Here is a 16,712-nt window from a genome sequence, read left to right on the forward strand (position 1 = left end):
GCGCCGCCCGACTTCGCCAGCACCTTCGTGATGGCCGCCGTCAGCGACGTCTTGCCGTGGTCCACGTGCCCAATCGTTCCGATGTTCACGTGGGGCAGGCTGCGATCGAACTTTTCCTTGGACATGAACCGCTCCTCACGACGCCGCCAGTGCAACCCCGGCGGTATAGGACTTCGAGAGAACTTCCGAGGGGTGCTGCGTGTGCTTCAAAGCCGCTGGAACGTCAACAGAATTCGCCCGGCGGCTCCCCCTGCGGGCGGGAGGTCAGTAGCTCGGGTTGAGCGCTGACTTGGGCGCGGGTGCGTAGTGCTTGAACTGCATGGTGTAGGTCGCCCTTCCCTGGCTCTTGCTGCGCAGGTCGGTCGAGTACCCGAACATGGCGGCCAGGGGCACCTCCGCCTGGATGGCCTGCACGCCGCCAGGCCGGGGCGTCATGCCCAGAATCTTGCCGCGCCGGCCGTTCAGGTCGCCGATGACGTCGCCCATGGCGGCCTCCGGGGTGACGACCTCCGTGGCCATGATGGGCTCCAGGAGGACCGGGTTCGCCGCACGGACCGCGTCCTTGAAGGCCATGGAGCCGGCGATCTTGAACGCCATCTCCGACGAGTCCACGTCGTGCATGGAGCCGTCGTAGGCCTCTACCTTCACGTCCACCATGGGGTAGCCGGCGACGGGGCCGTTCTGCATGGCCTCCTTCGCGCCGTCGCGTGCGGCGTCCACGAACTCCTTGGACACGGCGCCGCCGGTGATGCTGTTGACGAACTCGAAGCCCTTGCCGGGCTCGTTGGGGGACACTCGCAGGTTGATGTGGCCGTACTGCCCCTTGCCGCCCGCCTGGCGGATGTACTTGCCCTCCGCGTCCTTCGTCCCCGTCACCGTCTCGCGGTAGGCCACCTGCGGCTTGCCGATGTTCGCGTCCACCTTGAACTCGCGCAGGAGGCGGTCGACGATGATTTCGAGGTGCAGCTCGCCCATGCCGGCGATGAGCGTCTGCCCCGTCTCCTCGTTGGTGCGCACGCGGAAGGACGGGTCCTCCATGGCCAGCCGCTGCAGGGCCTGGATGATCTTGTCCTGGTCCGCGGTGGACTTCGGCTCGATGGCGATGTCGATGACCGGCTCGGGGAACTCCATCCGCTCCAGGATGACAGGCTGCTTGTCGTCACAGAGCGTGTCGCCCGTGGTCGCGAGCTTCAGGCCCACCACCGCGCAGATGTCGCCGGCGTAGCACTCCGTCAGTTCGTCCTTCTTGTCCGCGCGCATCTGCACGAGCCGGCTGACGCGCTCGCGCTTGCCCTTCACGGAGTTCCACACTGCCGTACCCGCCTCCAGCTTCCCCGAGTAGACGCGCAGGAACGTCAGCGTCTGCGAGGAGAAGGACGGGTCGTTCATGATCTTGAACGCCAGCGCGCTGAAGGGCGCGTCGTCGCGCGTCTCGCGCACGGCGTCCTCGCCCTTGGGCGTCTTGCCGTGCACCGGCGGGATGTCCAGCGGGCTGGGCAGGTAGTCCACCACCGCGTCCAGCAGCGGCTGTACGCCCTTGTGGCGGAACGCCGAGCCGCAGAACACCGGGAACAGCTTCAGCCCGACACAGCCCTTGCGGATGGCACCGCGCACTTCCTCTTCGGTCAGCTCATCGCCGTTGAGGAACTTCTCCGTGAGCGCGTCGTCCTGCTCCGCCGCGGCCTCCAGCAGCTCGCCACGCGCGGCGGACGCCGCATCCTGGTAGTCCGCCGGGATGTCCACGATGTCGAAGCGGCTGCCCTGCTCCCCGTCCTGGAACACCAGCGCCTTCATGCGCACCAGGTCGATGACGCCCTTGAGCTTGTCCTCGCTGCCCAGGGGCAGCTGCATGCGCACGGGACGCGCGCCCAGCTTCTCCTTGATGGTGCCGACGGACATCTCGAAGTCCGCGCCCACGCGGTCCATCTTGTTGATGAAGCAGATGCGCGGGACCTTGTAGCGGTCCGCCTGGCGCCACACCGTCTCCGACTGGGGCTCCACGCCGTTGACCGCGTCGAACACGGCGATGGCGCCGTCGAGCACGCGCAGCGAGCGCTCCACCTCGATGGTGAAGTCCACGTGGCCCGGCGTGTCGATGATGTTCACGCGGTAGCGCTGGCCCGTCCGCTCCCAGAAGGCGCTGATGGCCGCGGAGGTGATGGTGATGCCGCGCTCGCGCTCCTGGACCATCCAGTCCGTGGTGGTGGTGCCTTCGTGCACCTCGCCCATCTTGTGGATGGCGCCTGTGTAGAACAGGATCCGCTCGGTGGTGGTCGTCTTGCCGGCATCGATGTGCGCCATGATGCCGATGTTGCGGTAGCGCTCGAGGGGGAACTCACGGGCCATGACTCGGTTCCTTCCGGACGTCTCTTAGGCTTCTGCCAGGGCTGACAAACAAAACCGCCCGGACGCTGGCAGCGCATCCGGGCGGCAACCGCGAAGCCCCTTTCGGGACCTACCAGCGGTAGTGCGCGAAGGCCTTGTTGGCCTCCGCCATCTTGTGCGTGTCTTCACGCTTCTTCACCGCGTTCCCGCGGTTGTTGGCGGCGTCCATGATCTCGCCGGCCAGCTTCTCCTGCATGGTCTTCTCACCACGCGCCTTGGCGTAGGAGATGATCCAGCGCATGCCCAGCGCGACGCGGCGGTCCTGACGGACCTCCACGGGGACCTGGTAGGTGGCGCCACCGACGCGGCGGCTCTTCACCTCGAGGACGGGCTTGACGTTGTCCAGGGCCTTCTTGAACGTCTTGAGGGGGTCTTCCTTCGCGCGCTCCTCCATGAGGGCGAAGGCGCCGTAGCACACGCCCTCCGCGATGGACTTCTTCCCCTTGCGCATCAGGTCGTTGACGAACTTGGTGACGAGCCGGTCCTGGAACTTCGGATCCGGGAGAATCTTCCGCTTGGCGACTACGCGACGACGAGGCATCTCTTCCCTTACGCCCCACTCCCCTCGCTTTGAGGGAAGCCTTGTTCAGGGGCTTCAAGAACGACAACTTTGAACTTCCAGGGACACTCCCCAGGGTGTGGGGCCAGCGTCCAACACTGCTTCAGGTACCGCGAAGGTGTTCCGCGCCAACGACGCGCGGGAGAACCGGACTAGCTCGGGCGCTTGGCGCCGTACTTGGAGCGGCTCTGCTTGCGACCGGCAACGCCCACGGAGTCCAGCGTGCCGCGGATGATGTGGTAGCGAACGCCCGGGAGGTCCTTCACACGGCCACCGCGGATCATGACCACCGAGTGCTCCTGGAGGTTGTGACCCACGCCGGGGATGTAGGAGGTGACCTCGATGCCGTTGGTGAGACGCACGCGGGCCACCTTGCGGAGGGCCGAGTTCGGCTTCTTCGGGGTCGTGGTGTAGACGCGCGTGCACACACCGCGCTTCTGGGGGCACTCCTTCAGGGCAGGGCTCTTGCCCTTGATGTTGAGCTTCTCGCGGCCCTTGCGGACGAGCTGGCTGATGGTCGGCACTGAAACCTCTTCTTCGATGGGGACCCCGCTTCCGGCTACACGGAGCGGAGCATATCTACCTACAGGCTACACAAAAGGCCCGCGAGTATAGGGAGGGCCCCCCGGGTGTCAAGCATGGCTTGCCCCTGGGCCAGAACCGGCCAGAGGACCCGGGTGCATTCCCCTCACACCCGAAAAACCTGGGACTGCGACGACGGCCGGACGCTCTACTCCCTTACGCCCCTAGAAGTCGAGGACCATCACGATCGCGTCCTCGCCCTCGTCCACGTAGTAGTTCGGGCGGACGCCGACCGGCCGGAAGCCCAGCGAGCGGTAGAGGTTGAGGGCGGATTCGTTGCCCCGGCGCACCTCCAGGGTGGCCAGGGAACAGCGCCGCGCCACGCCCCGGCGAAGCACCTCCTCCATCACGACGCGTGCGACGCCCCGGCGGCGGTGCACCGGCGCGGTGGCGACGTTGAGGACGTGGACTTCGTCATGGACGATCCAGAAGATGGCTAGGCCCAGGAGCTCCACGCCGCCTTCGGGCAGCGGCTCTTCCACGAGGAGGATGGTGGACCAGTCGTGCTGGAGCTCGCGCCCGAGCAGCTCCGTGGACCAGGGGTTCTTGAAGGACGCCTTCTCCAGCGCCATCACCGCTGGCATGTCGGCCACGGTCATCTGCCGGATGAGGAAGCCCTTCCCCTTGTCGGGCGTCCCGTCCTCCCGCAGCCGTCTCATCGCCGTGCCTCCCTTGCGAAGGGCGCCACCCGCCGCACCTGCGCCGACCTGCGTACTTCAGCCAGGGCCTGGGCCGCCAGCTCCCCGTAGCGCGCCCGCACCAGCTCCTCGCGGATGGCCGTGCGCGCCGCCTGATCGAACTCACCAGGGTACAGGTCCCGGTGCGCGTCATAATGGTGACGGACCTCCGCCTCGCTCACCTGTGCCTTCAACCGGACCCGACTATCGAGGATTCGCTCCGCCCGGAGCCCCCGCGCCAGCACGGCCTCCAGGGCGTCACGGTCCACGTCGTGCCGGGCGAGGAATCGCTGGAGCGCCTCCTCCCCACCGAGCCGCGCGCGGAAGGCGTCCAACCGGGCCTCCACGTCCGCCGGTTCGGCCGGGAAGGCCTGCAGGCGGTCCGCGCTCAGGACCTGGAGGCGCTGGTTGATGGACAGCTCCAGGGCCCCCCGGAGCGTCTGCTCATCCAGCGGCAGGGCGGCGGCCTGCACGGCCCCTCGCTGGATCAGGGCCACCCGGGCCTCCATCTCCAATTCGCTCTGGGTGAGGACTTGGCCCTCGATGACCGCCACGACCCGATCCACCACCCTGCCCTCCTCCACGACGGGAGCGGGCGGAGGTGGGGCGGCGTGGGCGGTCGCCCCGGACCCCAGGGCAGTCCCCAGAGCCGCAGGGAGCAGTCCGCACGCCAGCCACAGAGGGGCCGGCCGGCGGGGGCGCGGTGCTGGCATGGCCTTCCTCATCTTCCGGCGACTGTAACCATCGCGGCCCTGTCCGGACATCCCGTGCTGGCGCTCACCGCCCCGCTGGTTACGTTCTCCCTTGTCGGGTACTGCACCACCCTCAAAACCTATGGCTGACGACTACTACCAGATTCTGGGCGTGCCACGGACGGCCTCGGCGGACGACCTCAAGAAGGCCTTCCGCAAGCTCGCGCGCCAGCACCACCCCGACGTCAACCCGGGCGACAAGGGCGCGGAGGAGAAGTTCAAGCGCATCAACACCGCCTTCGAGGTCCTGGGCGATGCGAAGAAGCGCGCGCTCTACGACGAGTTCGGCGAGGACGCGGAGAAGATCGGCTTCGACGAGAAGAAGGCCGCGGCCTACCGCCAGTACCGCGCCGCCCAGGCGGCCGGGGGCAGCGGAGGCGGTGGCATCCCCTTCAGCACCGAGGGCGTGGACCTGGGGGACCTCTTCAACGACATCTTCGGGCGCGCGGGCGCGGGTGGAGGCGGCGCAGGCGGCTTCGACATCAACGACCTCTTCAGCCGGGGCCGGGGTGGCAGCCGGTCCACGGCGGCCGAGCGCGGCGACGACCTGACGACCCGCGTGCAGGTCTCCCTCGCGGAGGCAGTCACCGGCACCGAGCGAACCCTCACCCTCCAGCGCCCGGGCCGCTGCTCCAAGTGCCACGGCGAGGGCAACACGGGGAAGCTCGTGACGTGCCCCACCTGCAACGGCACGGGCCGGGCCCGGCGGGGCGGGGCCATGTTCGGTGGATCCGGGGTGTGCCCCACCTGCCGCGGCAGCGGGAAGGCCCCGGAGCCCTGCTCCCAGTGCGGCGGCAGCGGCATCAAGGAGGAGACGACCCGGCTGACGGTGAAGATTCCGGCGGGCGTCATCACCGGGTCCAAGGTGCGGCTGGCCGGTCAGGGCGCGGCAGGCATCCAGGGCGGCCCTCCAGGGGACCTCTACATCGAGACGGAGGTGGCCGAGCACCCGCTGGTGCGCCGCGAGGGCGATGACCTCTACCTGGACCTGCCGGTGACGGTGTCCGAGGCGCTGTTGGGCGGCGAGGTGCGCGTGCCCACCTTCCAGGGTGAGGTGACGCTGAAGGTGCCTCCGGGTTCGCAGTCCGGCCGCAAGATGCGGCTCAAGGGGCGCGGCGTCCCTTCGCTCCGGGGCGGGGCTCCGGGCGACATGTACCTGCTGCTCCAGGTGAAGGTCCCCGAGGAGGCCACGGACGAGGTCCGGGCCGCCGCGGAGACGCTGTCGCGGGCCTACCGGGGCGACGTGCGCCGGGAGCTGTCGTTGTAGTTGTCGTTGCCACTTGTCCTGGAAGGCGCACCGTCCTACATGGCGCCTCCACCTTCCGAATCCGGAGCGGGTACGTACCTATGGGTCTCTTCGATTTCCTCACGGGCGGCTCGGGCCCCGAAAAAGCCCTCAAGCTCAAGTCCAAGGTGACCCAGAAGTACGGGGAGCCGTCCACGCGGCAGAAGGCCCTGCAGCAGTTGGGGGAGATGAAGTACCCCGAGGCCGTCACGGTGCTGCTCAGCCGGTTCACCATCACCGTGGACCCGCTCACCACCGACGCGGACGAGAAGGAGCACACCTTCGAGCTCATCAAGCACTTCGGCCAGGACGCCGTCGCGCCGGTGAGCGCCTTCCTCAAGACGGGCGATCAGGCCACGTCCTGGGCGCTGCGCATCCTCCAGGAGCTGCTCGCGGAGGACGCGCTCATGGGCGTCATCATCGACACGCTCCAGCACCTGTCCTCCCGCTACACGCGCGACCCGGAGAAGAAGGTCGTCCTGCTCCACCACGTGCTGGGCAAGCAGGATCCGCGCGTGGCCCCGGCTGTCCTCCCCTTCCTTGAGGACATGTCCGACGATGTGAAGATCGCCGCCATCAACGTCCTGGGGCCCCTGAAGTACGAGCCGGCGCGCGAGCCCCTGCTCAAGCTGCTCACCAATGAGGACACCGCGCGCCGCGTGCAGACCGTGGCGCTGGCGGCCCTGGCGGAGAGTGGGTTCGGCGTGCAGGGCTACCAGGAGAAGGTGCAGGCCGCCCTCGTGGAGCCCTACAGCCTGGACAAGGACGGCCGGATCCAGCGACGTCCTTGAGCGAACACCCGGGCGGCCATGCGATGTAGGCCCGGCCGAAGGGGCCAGGGGGCTGTCGGGCACCTGACACGCTCGGCGTTGGTGGAAGGCGCCTGGCTTCGGTGAGGTTCCCTCCCACGCGGAACATGAAGCAGGATTCACGCGTGCCATCGAAGAAGAAGGGTCCGCAGCTCGCAGAGGTGGTTCCGCTGCGCCCCGCCACCATCGCGAAGAAGGCTCCACCGAAGCGGACGGCCAAACCGCCGCCGCCCGTGGACACGGACACCGCCGCCCAGGCGTTGCTGGAGATGGGCCGGCAGCTCACCGACAACGCGGGCCCCACCGAGGCCCTGCGAGCGCAGCTGCAGACGCTCCACACGCTGCTCAAGCCGAAGGTCTGCTACGTCGCGCGCCACTTCCCGTCGCGCAACCAGCTGCACGTGGAGCACGTGCGCGGACGCTACGACGAGCGCGTCACCGCCGCCGTTCCGGGCGAGGGCGTGGTGGGCCGGTGCTTCACCGACAAGGTGCTGCTGCGCGAGGACGACACCGTCGCCGTGCCCCTGGACGGGCCGCAGGGCGTGACGGGCGTGCTCGTGGTGCTGGGCGCGCGCAGGAAGGCGTCCGACGTCCTGATGCAGTCCCTGGCGTCGCAGCTCACCGCCGCCTACGAGGTGGCCCGGCTTCGCGACGACAGCGCCCGGCGCAACAAGGACCTGCAGACAGCCATCGCGGGCCTCAAGAGCCTGGAGCAGAACCGCGAGGAGCTGCTCGGCAACGTGTCCCATGACTTGAAGAACCCGCTCACCACCATCAAGGCCTACCTGGCCATGCTGGGCCGGGAGAAGCTGGGCACGCTGACGGACGGCCAGCGCCGCGCGGTGCAGATCTGCGATCGCAACGCGGACCGGCTGCTGCAGCAGGTGAACGACCTGGTGCTGATGTCCCGGCTGTCCTCCGGGAAGATGCAGCTCAACCAGCGCCCCTTCGGCCTCAAGGCCGTGGCGGAAGAGGTGGTGCGGGGACTGGGCGCCGTCGCGGAGCACAGCCGCGTGCGCGTGGTGATTCCCCCCTGCCCGGAGGTGTTCGTCCGCGGCGACCGCGAGCGCATCTCAGAGGCCATCCACAACCTCGTGGAGAACGGCATCCACCACAGCGAGACGGACGACGTCGTCGAGGTGAGTGTGTCGTCCAGCGAGGGCCTGGGCATCCTCACCGTGAAGGACTCCGGCCAGGGCATGACGGCCGAGGCGCTGGAGCACGTGTTCGACTCGTTCTACCGCGCGCAGCCGGGCATGCCCCGTCCGCCGGGCGCGGGCCTGGGCCTGCCGCTGGTGGCCAAGATCGTCGCGCTGCACGGCGGCCGCGTGGACGCCAGCAGCATCCTGGGCGAGGGCAGCACGTTCCAGATGGTCCTGCCCCTGTTCGCGAGCGCCGTGAGCGCCCCGGACGTGAACCAGGCCACGCCCAAGGCGGGTGGCATCCTCCTGGTGGAGGACGACGTGGACTGCCGCGAGGTGCTGGAGCAGGTGCTGGAGCAGGAGGGCTACCGGGTGATGGCCACGTCCGGTGCCGCCGAGGCGCGCTCCATCCTGTCCCACATCCGGCCGGCCATGGTGCTCCTGGACCTGCGGCTGTCCGGGGAGGACGGACGCTCCGTGCTCCACTACATCCGCACCACGGAGTCGCTGGCGGACGTGGTCGTCTACATCATCTCTGGCGCGAGCGACGTCGCGTCCCTCACCTCGGGTGAAGGGCCGGATCGCATCGACGGGTACTTCGAGAAGCCGCTGAAGCTGCCCAAGCTGCTGGACACCGTGGCCTCGGTGGTGCGGCCCAAGAGCCGCGGCCCTGCCGTGACCTGAAAGACGCTCCGGCGCCTTCCCCACAGAAGAGGTGGCTGGAAGGCGCCCCGCCTTGGGTAGTATCCGCGCGGTCCATGAGCACTTCTGTCTATAGCCGCTACCGCGCCGCGTTCGCCCAGGCCCTCGCCGGGGCCCTGGGTGTCCCCGCCGCCGACATCGAGCCCCAGGTCAAGCCCGCCGAACCCGCGCACGGCGACCTGAGCTTCGCCACCTTCCCTCTCGCCAAGGCGCAGAAGAAGGCGCCCCCCGCCATCGCCGCGCAGCTCGCGCAGACGCTCCAGGTCCCCGGCCTGGAGGTGAAGGCCGTGGGCCCCTATGTCAACGCGCGCTTCCTTCCCCTCCCCTTCACCCAGGAGGTCATCGACGGCGTGCGCCGGGCCGGCGTGGCCTACGGCAGCGACGCGGAGGACGGCAAGGGCAAGACGGTGGTCATCGACTACTCGTCGCCCAACATCGCCAAGCCCATTGGCTTCCACCACATCCGCACCACGTTCCTGGGCCACTGCATCGCGAACCTGTACCGCGCGCTGGGCTGGCGCGTGGAGGGCGTCAACTACCTGGGCGACTGGGGCAAGCAGTTCGGCCTCGTGGCAGTGGGCTTCAAGGAGTTTGGTGACGAGGCGCGCCGCGAGGACATGGCGCACCTGGTGGAGGTGTACGTCAAGGCGAACAAGCGCGCCGCGGAGGACCCCGTCTTCGACGAGAAGGCCCGCGAGTTCTTCCGCCGCATGGAGGCCAACGAGCCGGAGGCGATGAAGCTCTGGAACCAGTTCCGGGAGACGAGCCTCAAGGGCTTCAAGCGCGTCTACGCGCGCATGGGCATCGACTTCGAGCACATCGAGGGAGAGAGCCGCTACCAGGGCAAGATGGACGCGGTCATTGATCAGATCGCGAAGAAGCCCGGCGTGAAGGAGTCCCAGGGCGCCATCATCGTGGACATGCCCTACGCGGACGGCGAGCCGCCCGTGCTGCTCAAGAAGAACGACGGCAGCACGCTCTACGCCACGCGCGACCTGGCCGCCGCCGAGGACCGCTACGCGCGCTTCAACTTCGACAAGTCGCTCTACGTCGTCGCGCAGGACCAGGCGCTGCACTTCCGCCAGGTGTTCCGCACCCTGACGGAGATGGGCCAGCCGTGGGCGGACCGGTGCGTGCACGTGCCGTTCGGCCGCATCCACGGCATGAGCACGCGCAAGGGCCAGGTGGTGGAGCTGGATCAGGTCCTGGACGAGGCGAAGGAGCGCGTGCTCCAGCGCGTGAAGGAGAACGTCGCGCAGGGCAACCTGGAGACGACGGACGCGGACGCGCTGTCGGAGCAGATTGGCCTGGGCGCCATCGTCTTCGGAGACCTGAAGCACAACCGCGCCAGCGACTACACGTTCGACTGGGACGAGGTGACGAGCCTGGAGGGGCACACGGGGCCCTATCTCCAGTACGCGCACGCCCGGAGCGCGAACGTGCTGCGCAAGGGTGGCGGCGTGCCGGCGAGCTACGACCCGGCCCTGCTCACGCTCCCGGAGGAGCAGGCCCTGGTGCGCGAGCTGATGCGGCTGCCGGACACGGTGAAGGCGGCGGCGGAGCAGTACGAGCCCAGCCTGGTGGCGCGGCTGCTCTTGGACGTGGCGGCGGCGTACAGCCGCTACTACACGGCCGGCAACAAGGACCGGGACAAGCGCATCCTCGTGGAGGGGAATGACGCGGTGCGCGCGGCCCGGTTGGCGCTCACGGACGCGACGCGCATCACCCTGGCGGCGGGGCTCACCTTGCTGGGCATCCCGACGCCGGAAAACATGTAGCCTGGGGGGCTGCGATGGACACCGCGCTGGCGCCGACCGCGACGCAAGGAGAAGCCTTGAAGGAGGAATTCGGTCCCATGTCCCGGGTGCTCGGGGCACGGTACTTCGACGGGGTGCACTTTCCCCCCGAGGCCGAGAACGAGCTGCGTGCGCTCAGCGCCCGCGGCTTCGTGGTGCACGTCATGCGCACCACGGCGTGGATCAACTTCCTCTACATCGCGTGGGCCATGGTCCGCCGGGCCATGCCGCCCATCCGCGCGGTGGTGAACCTGCGTCCGTGGTTCACCAAACCCTGGCGCCAGACGGCCCAGGGCGGCGCGGTGGAGGAGCGCTTCCGCTACGCCCGCGAGCAGGGCGGCAGCGGCCTGGTGTTCCTGCGCCGCACGGCGCTGCTGCACGCCTCCGGCAAGGAGACGCGCGACGACCCCTTCCCCCAGCTGGTCCGTCTGGCGCGCGGCTCCGAGCGGCCCGTGTTCCTGGTGCCGGAGCTGTTCGTCTGGGAGAAGCGCCCCGCGAAGCTCAAGCCGGGCTGGCGTGACGTGGTGTTCGGCAGCCCCGAGGCGCCGGGCTTCGTGCACTCCATGGTGGCGTTCTTCCGCAACTACAAGCGCGCGCAGTTCCGCGTGGGAGAGCCCATCGACCTGCGCCGCTTCATCGAGGAGAACCCGGGCGTCAGCGACGAGGTGCTGGCGCGCAAGGTGCGCAGCACGCTGCACGTGTTCCTGGCGCGGGAGACGCGCGCGGTGTTCGGCCCGCCGCAGAAGCCCACGGACCGCCTCATCGAGGAGACGCTGCGCGACCGGCAGCTGCGCAAGGTGCTGGACGAGCACGCCGCCGCCACCGGCCGCAAGCCCGCGAGCGTGCAGCGCGAGGCGAAGCGCAACCTGGAGGCCATCGCGGCCAAGCCCAACCCTTCCGTGCTGGCGCTCATCGCGCCGATGCTGGAGTGGGTGTTCAACCGCATCTACGACGGCATCGGCGTGGACGAGGCGGGGCTGCATCGCGCGCTCAAGGCCGCGGGCAAGGCGCCGGTGGTGCTCTGCCCCAGCCACAAGAGCCACGTGGACTACCTGGTGATGAGCTGGGTGCTCTGGAACCGCGGCTACACCGCGCCGCTGGTGGCCGCGGGCGCGAACCTGTCCTTCTGGCCCCTGGGCCCGCTGTTCCGCCGCTGCGGCGCGTTCTTCCTGCGCCGGTCGTTCAAGGGCGACAAGGTCTACGCCGCGTCCTTCAAGGCGTACATCAAGAAGCTGGTGCACGACGGCATCCACCAGGAGTTCTTCCCCGAGGGGGGCCGCTCGCGCACGGGCAAGCTGCTCACGCCCAAGCTGGGCATGCTCACGTGGCAGGTGGAGGCGGTGCTGGACGGCGCGCGCAACGACCTCTACTTCGTGCCCGTCTCCATCGACTACGAGAAGGTGGTGGAGTCCGGCAGCTATTCCAAGGAGCTGGCCGGCGGGGAGAAGAAGCCGGAGGACCTCAAGGCCCTCTTGAGCACGCCCAAGGTGCTGGCGGCGCGCTACGGAGGCATCCACCTCACCTTCGACGAGCCGCTGTCGTTGGTGGAGTTCATGAAGGCGCGTGGCCTGTCGCCGCAGGAGCCGGTGACGGACGAACAGAAGAAGGGCCTGGTGCGCGCGCTGGGCAACCGCGTGATGTACGGCATCAGCAAGGTTTCCACCGTCACGCCGCACGCGCTGGTCAGCGCGTCGCTGCTGGCCCACCGCCGCCGCGGCCTCACCCAGCGCGAGCTGACGGACCGGATCAGCCTGCTGCGCCGCATCGCTTCCGAGGACGGCGCGCGGCTGTCCAAGGAGCTGGCGAACGCGCCGAGCAATCCGGAGACGCTGGGGCCCATCCAGGACGCGATGCGCGAGTTCATCTCCGACGAGATGGTGCGCACGAAGGAGGCGCGCGGTGAGGTCAGCTACCAGGTGGAGGATGCGCGCCGCCCGGAGATGTCCTTCTACAAGAACACGCTGATGAACCTGGTGGCCGCGCGCAGCCTGGTGGCCAACGCGGTGCTCGCGGGCACGCCCGCGCCGTACGACACCGTGAAGGCCCGCGCGCTGTTCCTGTCGCGCCTCTTCAAGGTGGAGTTCATCTACCGGGTGGGCGCGTCGTTCGACACCATCTTCGCCGAGTGCGTGGAGCGGCTCGTGCGCATGGGCCTGGTCATCCACGAGGGCGACACGCTCACGCGCGCGCCAGAGGCACATGCCCAGCCGGACCTGGAGTTCCTGGCGGACCTGCTGCGCGACTTCCTGGAGGCCTACCTGCTGGCCGCCATGACGCTGCCGGATGTGGCCGTGGGCGTGGCCACCGACCGCAAGACGTTCGTCAAGCTGGCGCTGGAGACGGGACGCGGCGAGTACAACGCCGGCCGCATCACCGCCGCCGAGTCGCTGGCGAAGACGACGCTGGAGAACGCGGTGGAGTACCTGTTGGATCAGCGCATCCTCGTGGAAGAGGACAAGAAGCTGCGGATGAGTGACCCGGCCGCGGCGGTGGAGCTGCCCCAGAAGAACCCGCTCGCGGAGCAGATCCGCGGCTACCTCCACCGGGCCTGAGTCCCTTCCCGCCTCCCGAAGCGAACGCCGCACCCCACCCCTTCCGCCTGGCGGAAGGGGTCAGGAGACGACACGGTGGAAGAAGCCTCAGCTCCCAGCGACCCGCGGCCGGCGGAGGCCCCCGCGCCGCTGTCGCCGCCCCACCCCGCACTCGCCGCGGCCCTGGCCTTCGGGCTCTTCGTGACGGTGGGGGCCCTCACCCAGTTGCTCAACCCCTCCTTCGGGGTGTGGTTCACGGAGGTGTTCCTCTTCCTGGGCCTCGCGTGGATCATGCTGCGCCGCTCGGGGTACCGGCCCGCCGCGTACGTGGGCCTCACGCCCTTCCAGGGGCCGCCCACCCTGTTCGGATTCCTGCTGGGCGTGGCCAACTTCGTCGCCGTGGTGGTGCCCGTGCAGTTCCTCGCGCAGCAGGTGGCCCCTGCGTGGCTGCGCGAGATGTTCGACGCCTCGCGCCTCTTCGAGGGCCAGACGCCGGTGGAGCTGGCGCTACTGCTGGGTGGCGTGTCCGTGGCCGCGCCGCTGTGCGAGGAGGTCTTCTTCCGAGGCCTCTTCCAGCGGTCCCTGACACCACCGGCCCCCGCGTCGCCCTGGCGCGCGCTGATCATCACGTCCGTGGTGTTCAGCGCGTTCCACCTGGATCCGGTGGGCTTCCTCGCCCGGGCGGAGCTGGGGCTGCTGTTCGGCTGGCTGTTCCTGCGCACCGGTTCGCTGTGGCCGGGCATCGCGGCGCACGCGGCCAACAACATCGTGTCGTCGGTGCTGTTCCTCGTCGCCACGCATTCGGGGCTCGCGAAGGACGGGGCGACGGACGACGTGACGGACTGGCGCGCCGTGCTGGGACTGGCGCTCGTGGGCTGGACGGCGCTGCTGGGCCTGCGCGCCGCGTCCCGCCACTTCCCCGCTGTGTGGGGACGCGGCACGCTGCCCGGGGACGAAGAGGTTCGCGCCACGAAGCCCGTGCCCCTCTTCGCCGTGCAGCTGCTGCCCTGGGTGACGGCCGCGACACTGTCCCTGGTGGCGCTGGGACTCGTGGACGGGCGCGGCGTGTCCCTGAGCGTCTACGACGTGCAACACCCGGTGGAGCCGCTGGGCAAGAACGCGGATCCGGCGCTCCAGGCCGAGCGCAAGGCCCTGCGGCAGCTCCGCGATGCCGTGCGCAGGGGCGAGGTGCCCATGGAGGCCTATGAGGAAGAGCGGCTCCGGCAGTCGGAGGCAAATGGCCCCGGCAAGGGCAAGCCCCGCCGCTGAGGGCCGGAGGGGTGCTCCCTCCGGCGCCCCCTTTCAGTCCGCCTTGTACGAGGTGACGTGGAACACCGGCCCCACCATCGCGGCGGTGACGGTGTCGCGCTGGATGCTGCCCTCGGCGGAGATGCGCTGACCGTCCTTCTTGATCTTCCGGTCACCGCCCGCGAGCTGGTACGTCCGGCCGTCGTCGCCCTTCAGGACCCACACGCCGCCCTCCAGGTCCTGATACTGCACGGTGCCGGAGACCTTCACGCGTCCTCCCGCTTGAGCATCGCGCGAGCGATGACGAGGCACACCACCGTGTTGAAGCCCAGCCACGGCTTCGCCAGGAAGGTGAAGGGCATCCACGCCAGCGCTGGAGCACCCACCCACGCCGCGTAGGCCAGGAAGCCCGCGAACCCCAACGCCAGGCCGCCCACCGCCGGACGGAAGCCCCGCCACGCGATGGCCGGCAGCGACAGCACCAGGGGGATGAGCGCGCTGTAGAACAGCGGGTTCACCGCACCCCGGCCGAAGATGATGCGCTGCCAGTCCGGGATGGGCAGCGACGCCACGCTCACCACGTCCTGGGCCGTGCCCGCCGCGCCCGCGAACCAGGTGCGCAGGAAGAAGAAGCCCACCGTGGAGAGGAGCAGCGGGACGAAGAACGCCGGGCGGAAGAGCACGTTGAGGAAGCCCGGGCGCTCACGGCCGCGCAGCGTGAGCAGCACCAGCGCGAGCAGCGCCGCGGCCCAGCCCAGCGACGGCCACCGGGGCCCCGCGCCCTTGAAGGCCTGCAGCGACGCGTTGGCGTTGAGGACGCCGTGGCCGTACTCCTCCGACCAGGCCTGGTTCTCCGTCACCTTCGCGCCGACGTAGAGCGCCTGCTCCACCTCGTCCGGCGTCGTGGCGCCCGCGCCGTAGAGCATCGCGGCGACGGCGGCCACGTGCGGGGCGGCCATGCTGGTGCCCTGGTACCAGGCGTAGATGGAGCGCGACGGGTCGCGCGGGTCGATGGTGTTCTGAAGGATGCCGCCCGAGTCGCCCTGGCGCTTGTCACCACCGGGCGCCGCGATGTCCAGCTCCTTGCCGTAGGACGAGTACGGCGCGCGCGAACCGGACGGGCCCACCGCGCTCACCGCCACCGCGCCCGGGTACGCCGCGGGGAACTCCACCTTGCCGCGCCCGGTGTTGCCCGCCGCGGCCACCACGGTGACGCCCTTCTTGCGCGCGTACTCCACCGCGCTGGCCATGACCTGCGAGTACAGGCCTCCGCCCAGCGACATGTTGATGACCTTCGCGTCGTGGTCCGCCGCGAACCGGATGGCGTCCGCGATGTCCGCGGAGGTGCCGCTGCCGAAGTGGTTCAGCACCTTGAGCGGCATCAGCGTCGCGTCGAACGCCACGCCCGCCACGCCCTCGCCGTTGTTGGTGGCCTGCGCGATGGTGCCCGCCACGTGCGTGCCGTGGCCGTGATCGTCGTTGGCGTGCTCGTCGTCGTTGACGAAGTCATAGCCCTTCACGAACGACACGCCCTTCAGGTCCGGAACCTGCTTGAAGTCGTCGTGGTCCTCGTAGGCGATGCCCGTGTCGATGACCGCCACCACCACGCCCTTGCCCCGGTTGCCGTCCCAGGCCTTCGGCATGTCGATCATCCGGAGGTTCCACTGGGCTTCGTACTGGGGGTCGTTCGGCGTGTAGCTGGTGCGCAACTGCATGAGCGGCTCGGCGGACTCCACCGCCGGGTTCTGGCGGATGCGCTGGAGCACGTCCTCCACGCCGTCCACGCCCACCGCCAGCGTGACGCCCGTCCGGGGGCCTTCCAGGGAATTGAACTCCAGGTCCACGCCCCACTCCTGCTCCCAGGCGTCGAACTGTTCCTTGGTGGTGCCATCCTTGAAGTCCACCACGATGGCGCCGGACACCACGTCGTCCGAGCCCTCCGCCACCGCCTGGGCCACTTCCGCCTGCGCTGCCGCCAGGTCCTGCCCGGCGGGTGCTTCCGGCTCCCGCGATGCGGAAGCGCACGCCGAGGCCGACAGGGCCAGCGCCGCGAGAACCACGTTCCATCGCCTCATCCGCATCGGGACACTCCTTGAACGAAGACGCCTCGAAGACCCACTACGAACGCACAGCGAGACGATTGGGTCTGCGCTTTCAGTCTGTCCGCCCCCCGGCCGGCCGTGCAAGGCGCCGGGGATGAAGAAACGTGAAGAAGTCCAACGGTTTGCACGCCCTGCCCTACCC

General features: G+C 69.3%; 14 protein-coding genes. 6 read left to right on the forward strand and 8 right to left on the reverse strand.

All coding sequences use genetic code 11. The features are described 5' to 3' along the window. The 6 genes from D7X32_RS36595 to D7X32_RS36620 all read right to left on the reverse strand — a co-directional run. The coding region (locus D7X32_RS36595) for a GTP-binding protein (RefSeq protein WP_233601620.1) at positions 1-125 on the reverse strand (125 nt) is incomplete at its 3' end. Positions 126-264: 139 nt separating this feature from the next. Next, complete coding sequence (fusA, locus tag D7X32_RS36600) at positions 265-2,346, reverse strand: elongation factor G (RefSeq protein WP_120607169.1); 2,082 nt, start codon at positions 2,344-2,346, stop codon at positions 265-267. Between the two features lie 109 nt (positions 2,347-2,455). Further along, positions 2,456-2,926: a 30S ribosomal protein S7 gene (gene rpsG / locus D7X32_RS36605; RefSeq protein WP_014395858.1), complete on the reverse strand. Its 471-nt coding sequence runs from the start codon at positions 2,924-2,926 to the stop codon at positions 2,456-2,458. 170 nt (positions 2,927-3,096) lie between these two features. Continuing rightward, complete coding sequence (rpsL, locus tag D7X32_RS36610; RefSeq protein ID WP_014395857.1) at positions 3,097-3,468, reverse strand: 30S ribosomal protein S12; 372 nt, start codon at positions 3,466-3,468, stop codon at positions 3,097-3,099. A gap of 222 nt (positions 3,469-3,690) precedes the next feature. Beyond that, positions 3,691-4,185: a ribosomal protein S18-alanine N-acetyltransferase gene (gene rimI / locus D7X32_RS36615; RefSeq protein ID WP_120607170.1), complete on the reverse strand. Its 495-nt coding sequence runs from the start codon at positions 4,183-4,185 to the stop codon at positions 3,691-3,693. After that, on the reverse strand, positions 4,182-4,772 hold the full coding sequence (locus D7X32_RS36620; protein ID WP_244239383.1) for a hypothetical protein: 591 nt from the start codon (positions 4,770-4,772) through the stop codon (positions 4,182-4,184). The genes rimI and D7X32_RS36620 overlap by 4 nt, the downstream gene beginning before the upstream one ends. A gap of 265 nt (positions 4,773-5,037) precedes the next feature. Here D7X32_RS36620 and dnaJ point away from each other — a divergent pair, with 265 nt between their 5' ends. The 6 genes from dnaJ (at position 5,038) to D7X32_RS36650 (ending at position 14,489) form a co-directional block, all read left to right on the forward strand. Then, positions 5,038-6,222: a molecular chaperone DnaJ gene (gene dnaJ / locus D7X32_RS36625; RefSeq protein ID WP_120607171.1), complete on the forward strand. Its 1,185-nt coding sequence runs from the start codon at positions 5,038-5,040 to the stop codon at positions 6,220-6,222. An 80-nt stretch (positions 6,223-6,302) separates the two neighbouring features. Then, entirely contained in the window at positions 6,303-7,031 is a 729-nt protein-coding gene (locus tag D7X32_RS36630) for a HEAT repeat domain-containing protein (protein ID WP_120607172.1), read from the forward strand. 143 nt (positions 7,032-7,174) lie between these two features. After that, complete coding sequence (locus D7X32_RS36635) at positions 7,175-8,875, forward strand: hybrid sensor histidine kinase/response regulator (protein WP_120607178.1); 1,701 nt, start codon at positions 7,175-7,177, stop codon at positions 8,873-8,875. A 74-nt stretch (positions 8,876-8,949) separates the two neighbouring features. Beyond that, complete coding sequence (argS, locus tag D7X32_RS36640; RefSeq protein ID WP_120607173.1) at positions 8,950-10,671, forward strand: arginine--tRNA ligase; 1,722 nt, start codon at positions 8,950-8,952, stop codon at positions 10,669-10,671. A 14-nt stretch (positions 10,672-10,685) separates the two neighbouring features. Next, on the forward strand, positions 10,686-13,241 hold the full coding sequence (locus D7X32_RS36645; protein WP_120607174.1) for a 1-acyl-sn-glycerol-3-phosphate acyltransferase: 2,556 nt from the start codon (positions 10,686-10,688) through the stop codon (positions 13,239-13,241). 75 nt (positions 13,242-13,316) lie between these two features. Next, positions 13,317-14,489 (forward strand): CPBP family intramembrane glutamic endopeptidase, encoded by a 1,173-nt coding sequence (locus tag D7X32_RS36650; protein ID WP_244239384.1) that lies wholly within the window; start codon positions 13,317-13,319, stop codon positions 14,487-14,489. Between the two features lie 33 nt (positions 14,490-14,522). Here D7X32_RS36650 and D7X32_RS36655 read toward each other — a convergent pair whose 3' ends face one another. Both D7X32_RS36655 and D7X32_RS36660 read right to left on the reverse strand, forming a co-directional pair. Further along, positions 14,523-14,738: a DUF5818 domain-containing protein gene (locus D7X32_RS36655; protein WP_120607175.1), complete on the reverse strand. Its 216-nt coding sequence runs from the start codon at positions 14,736-14,738 to the stop codon at positions 14,523-14,525. Beyond that, entirely contained in the window at positions 14,735-16,549 is a 1,815-nt protein-coding gene (locus tag D7X32_RS36660; RefSeq protein ID WP_120607176.1) for a S8 family serine peptidase, read from the reverse strand. Before D7X32_RS36660 ends, D7X32_RS36655 begins: the two co-directional genes overlap by 4 nt. Positions 16,550-16,712 lie beyond the last annotated feature (163 nt).

It is taken from the genome of Corallococcus carmarthensis, from assembly GCF_003611695.1.
Taxonomy (GTDB): Bacteria; Myxococcota; Myxococcia; order Myxococcales; family Myxococcaceae; genus Corallococcus; species Corallococcus carmarthensis.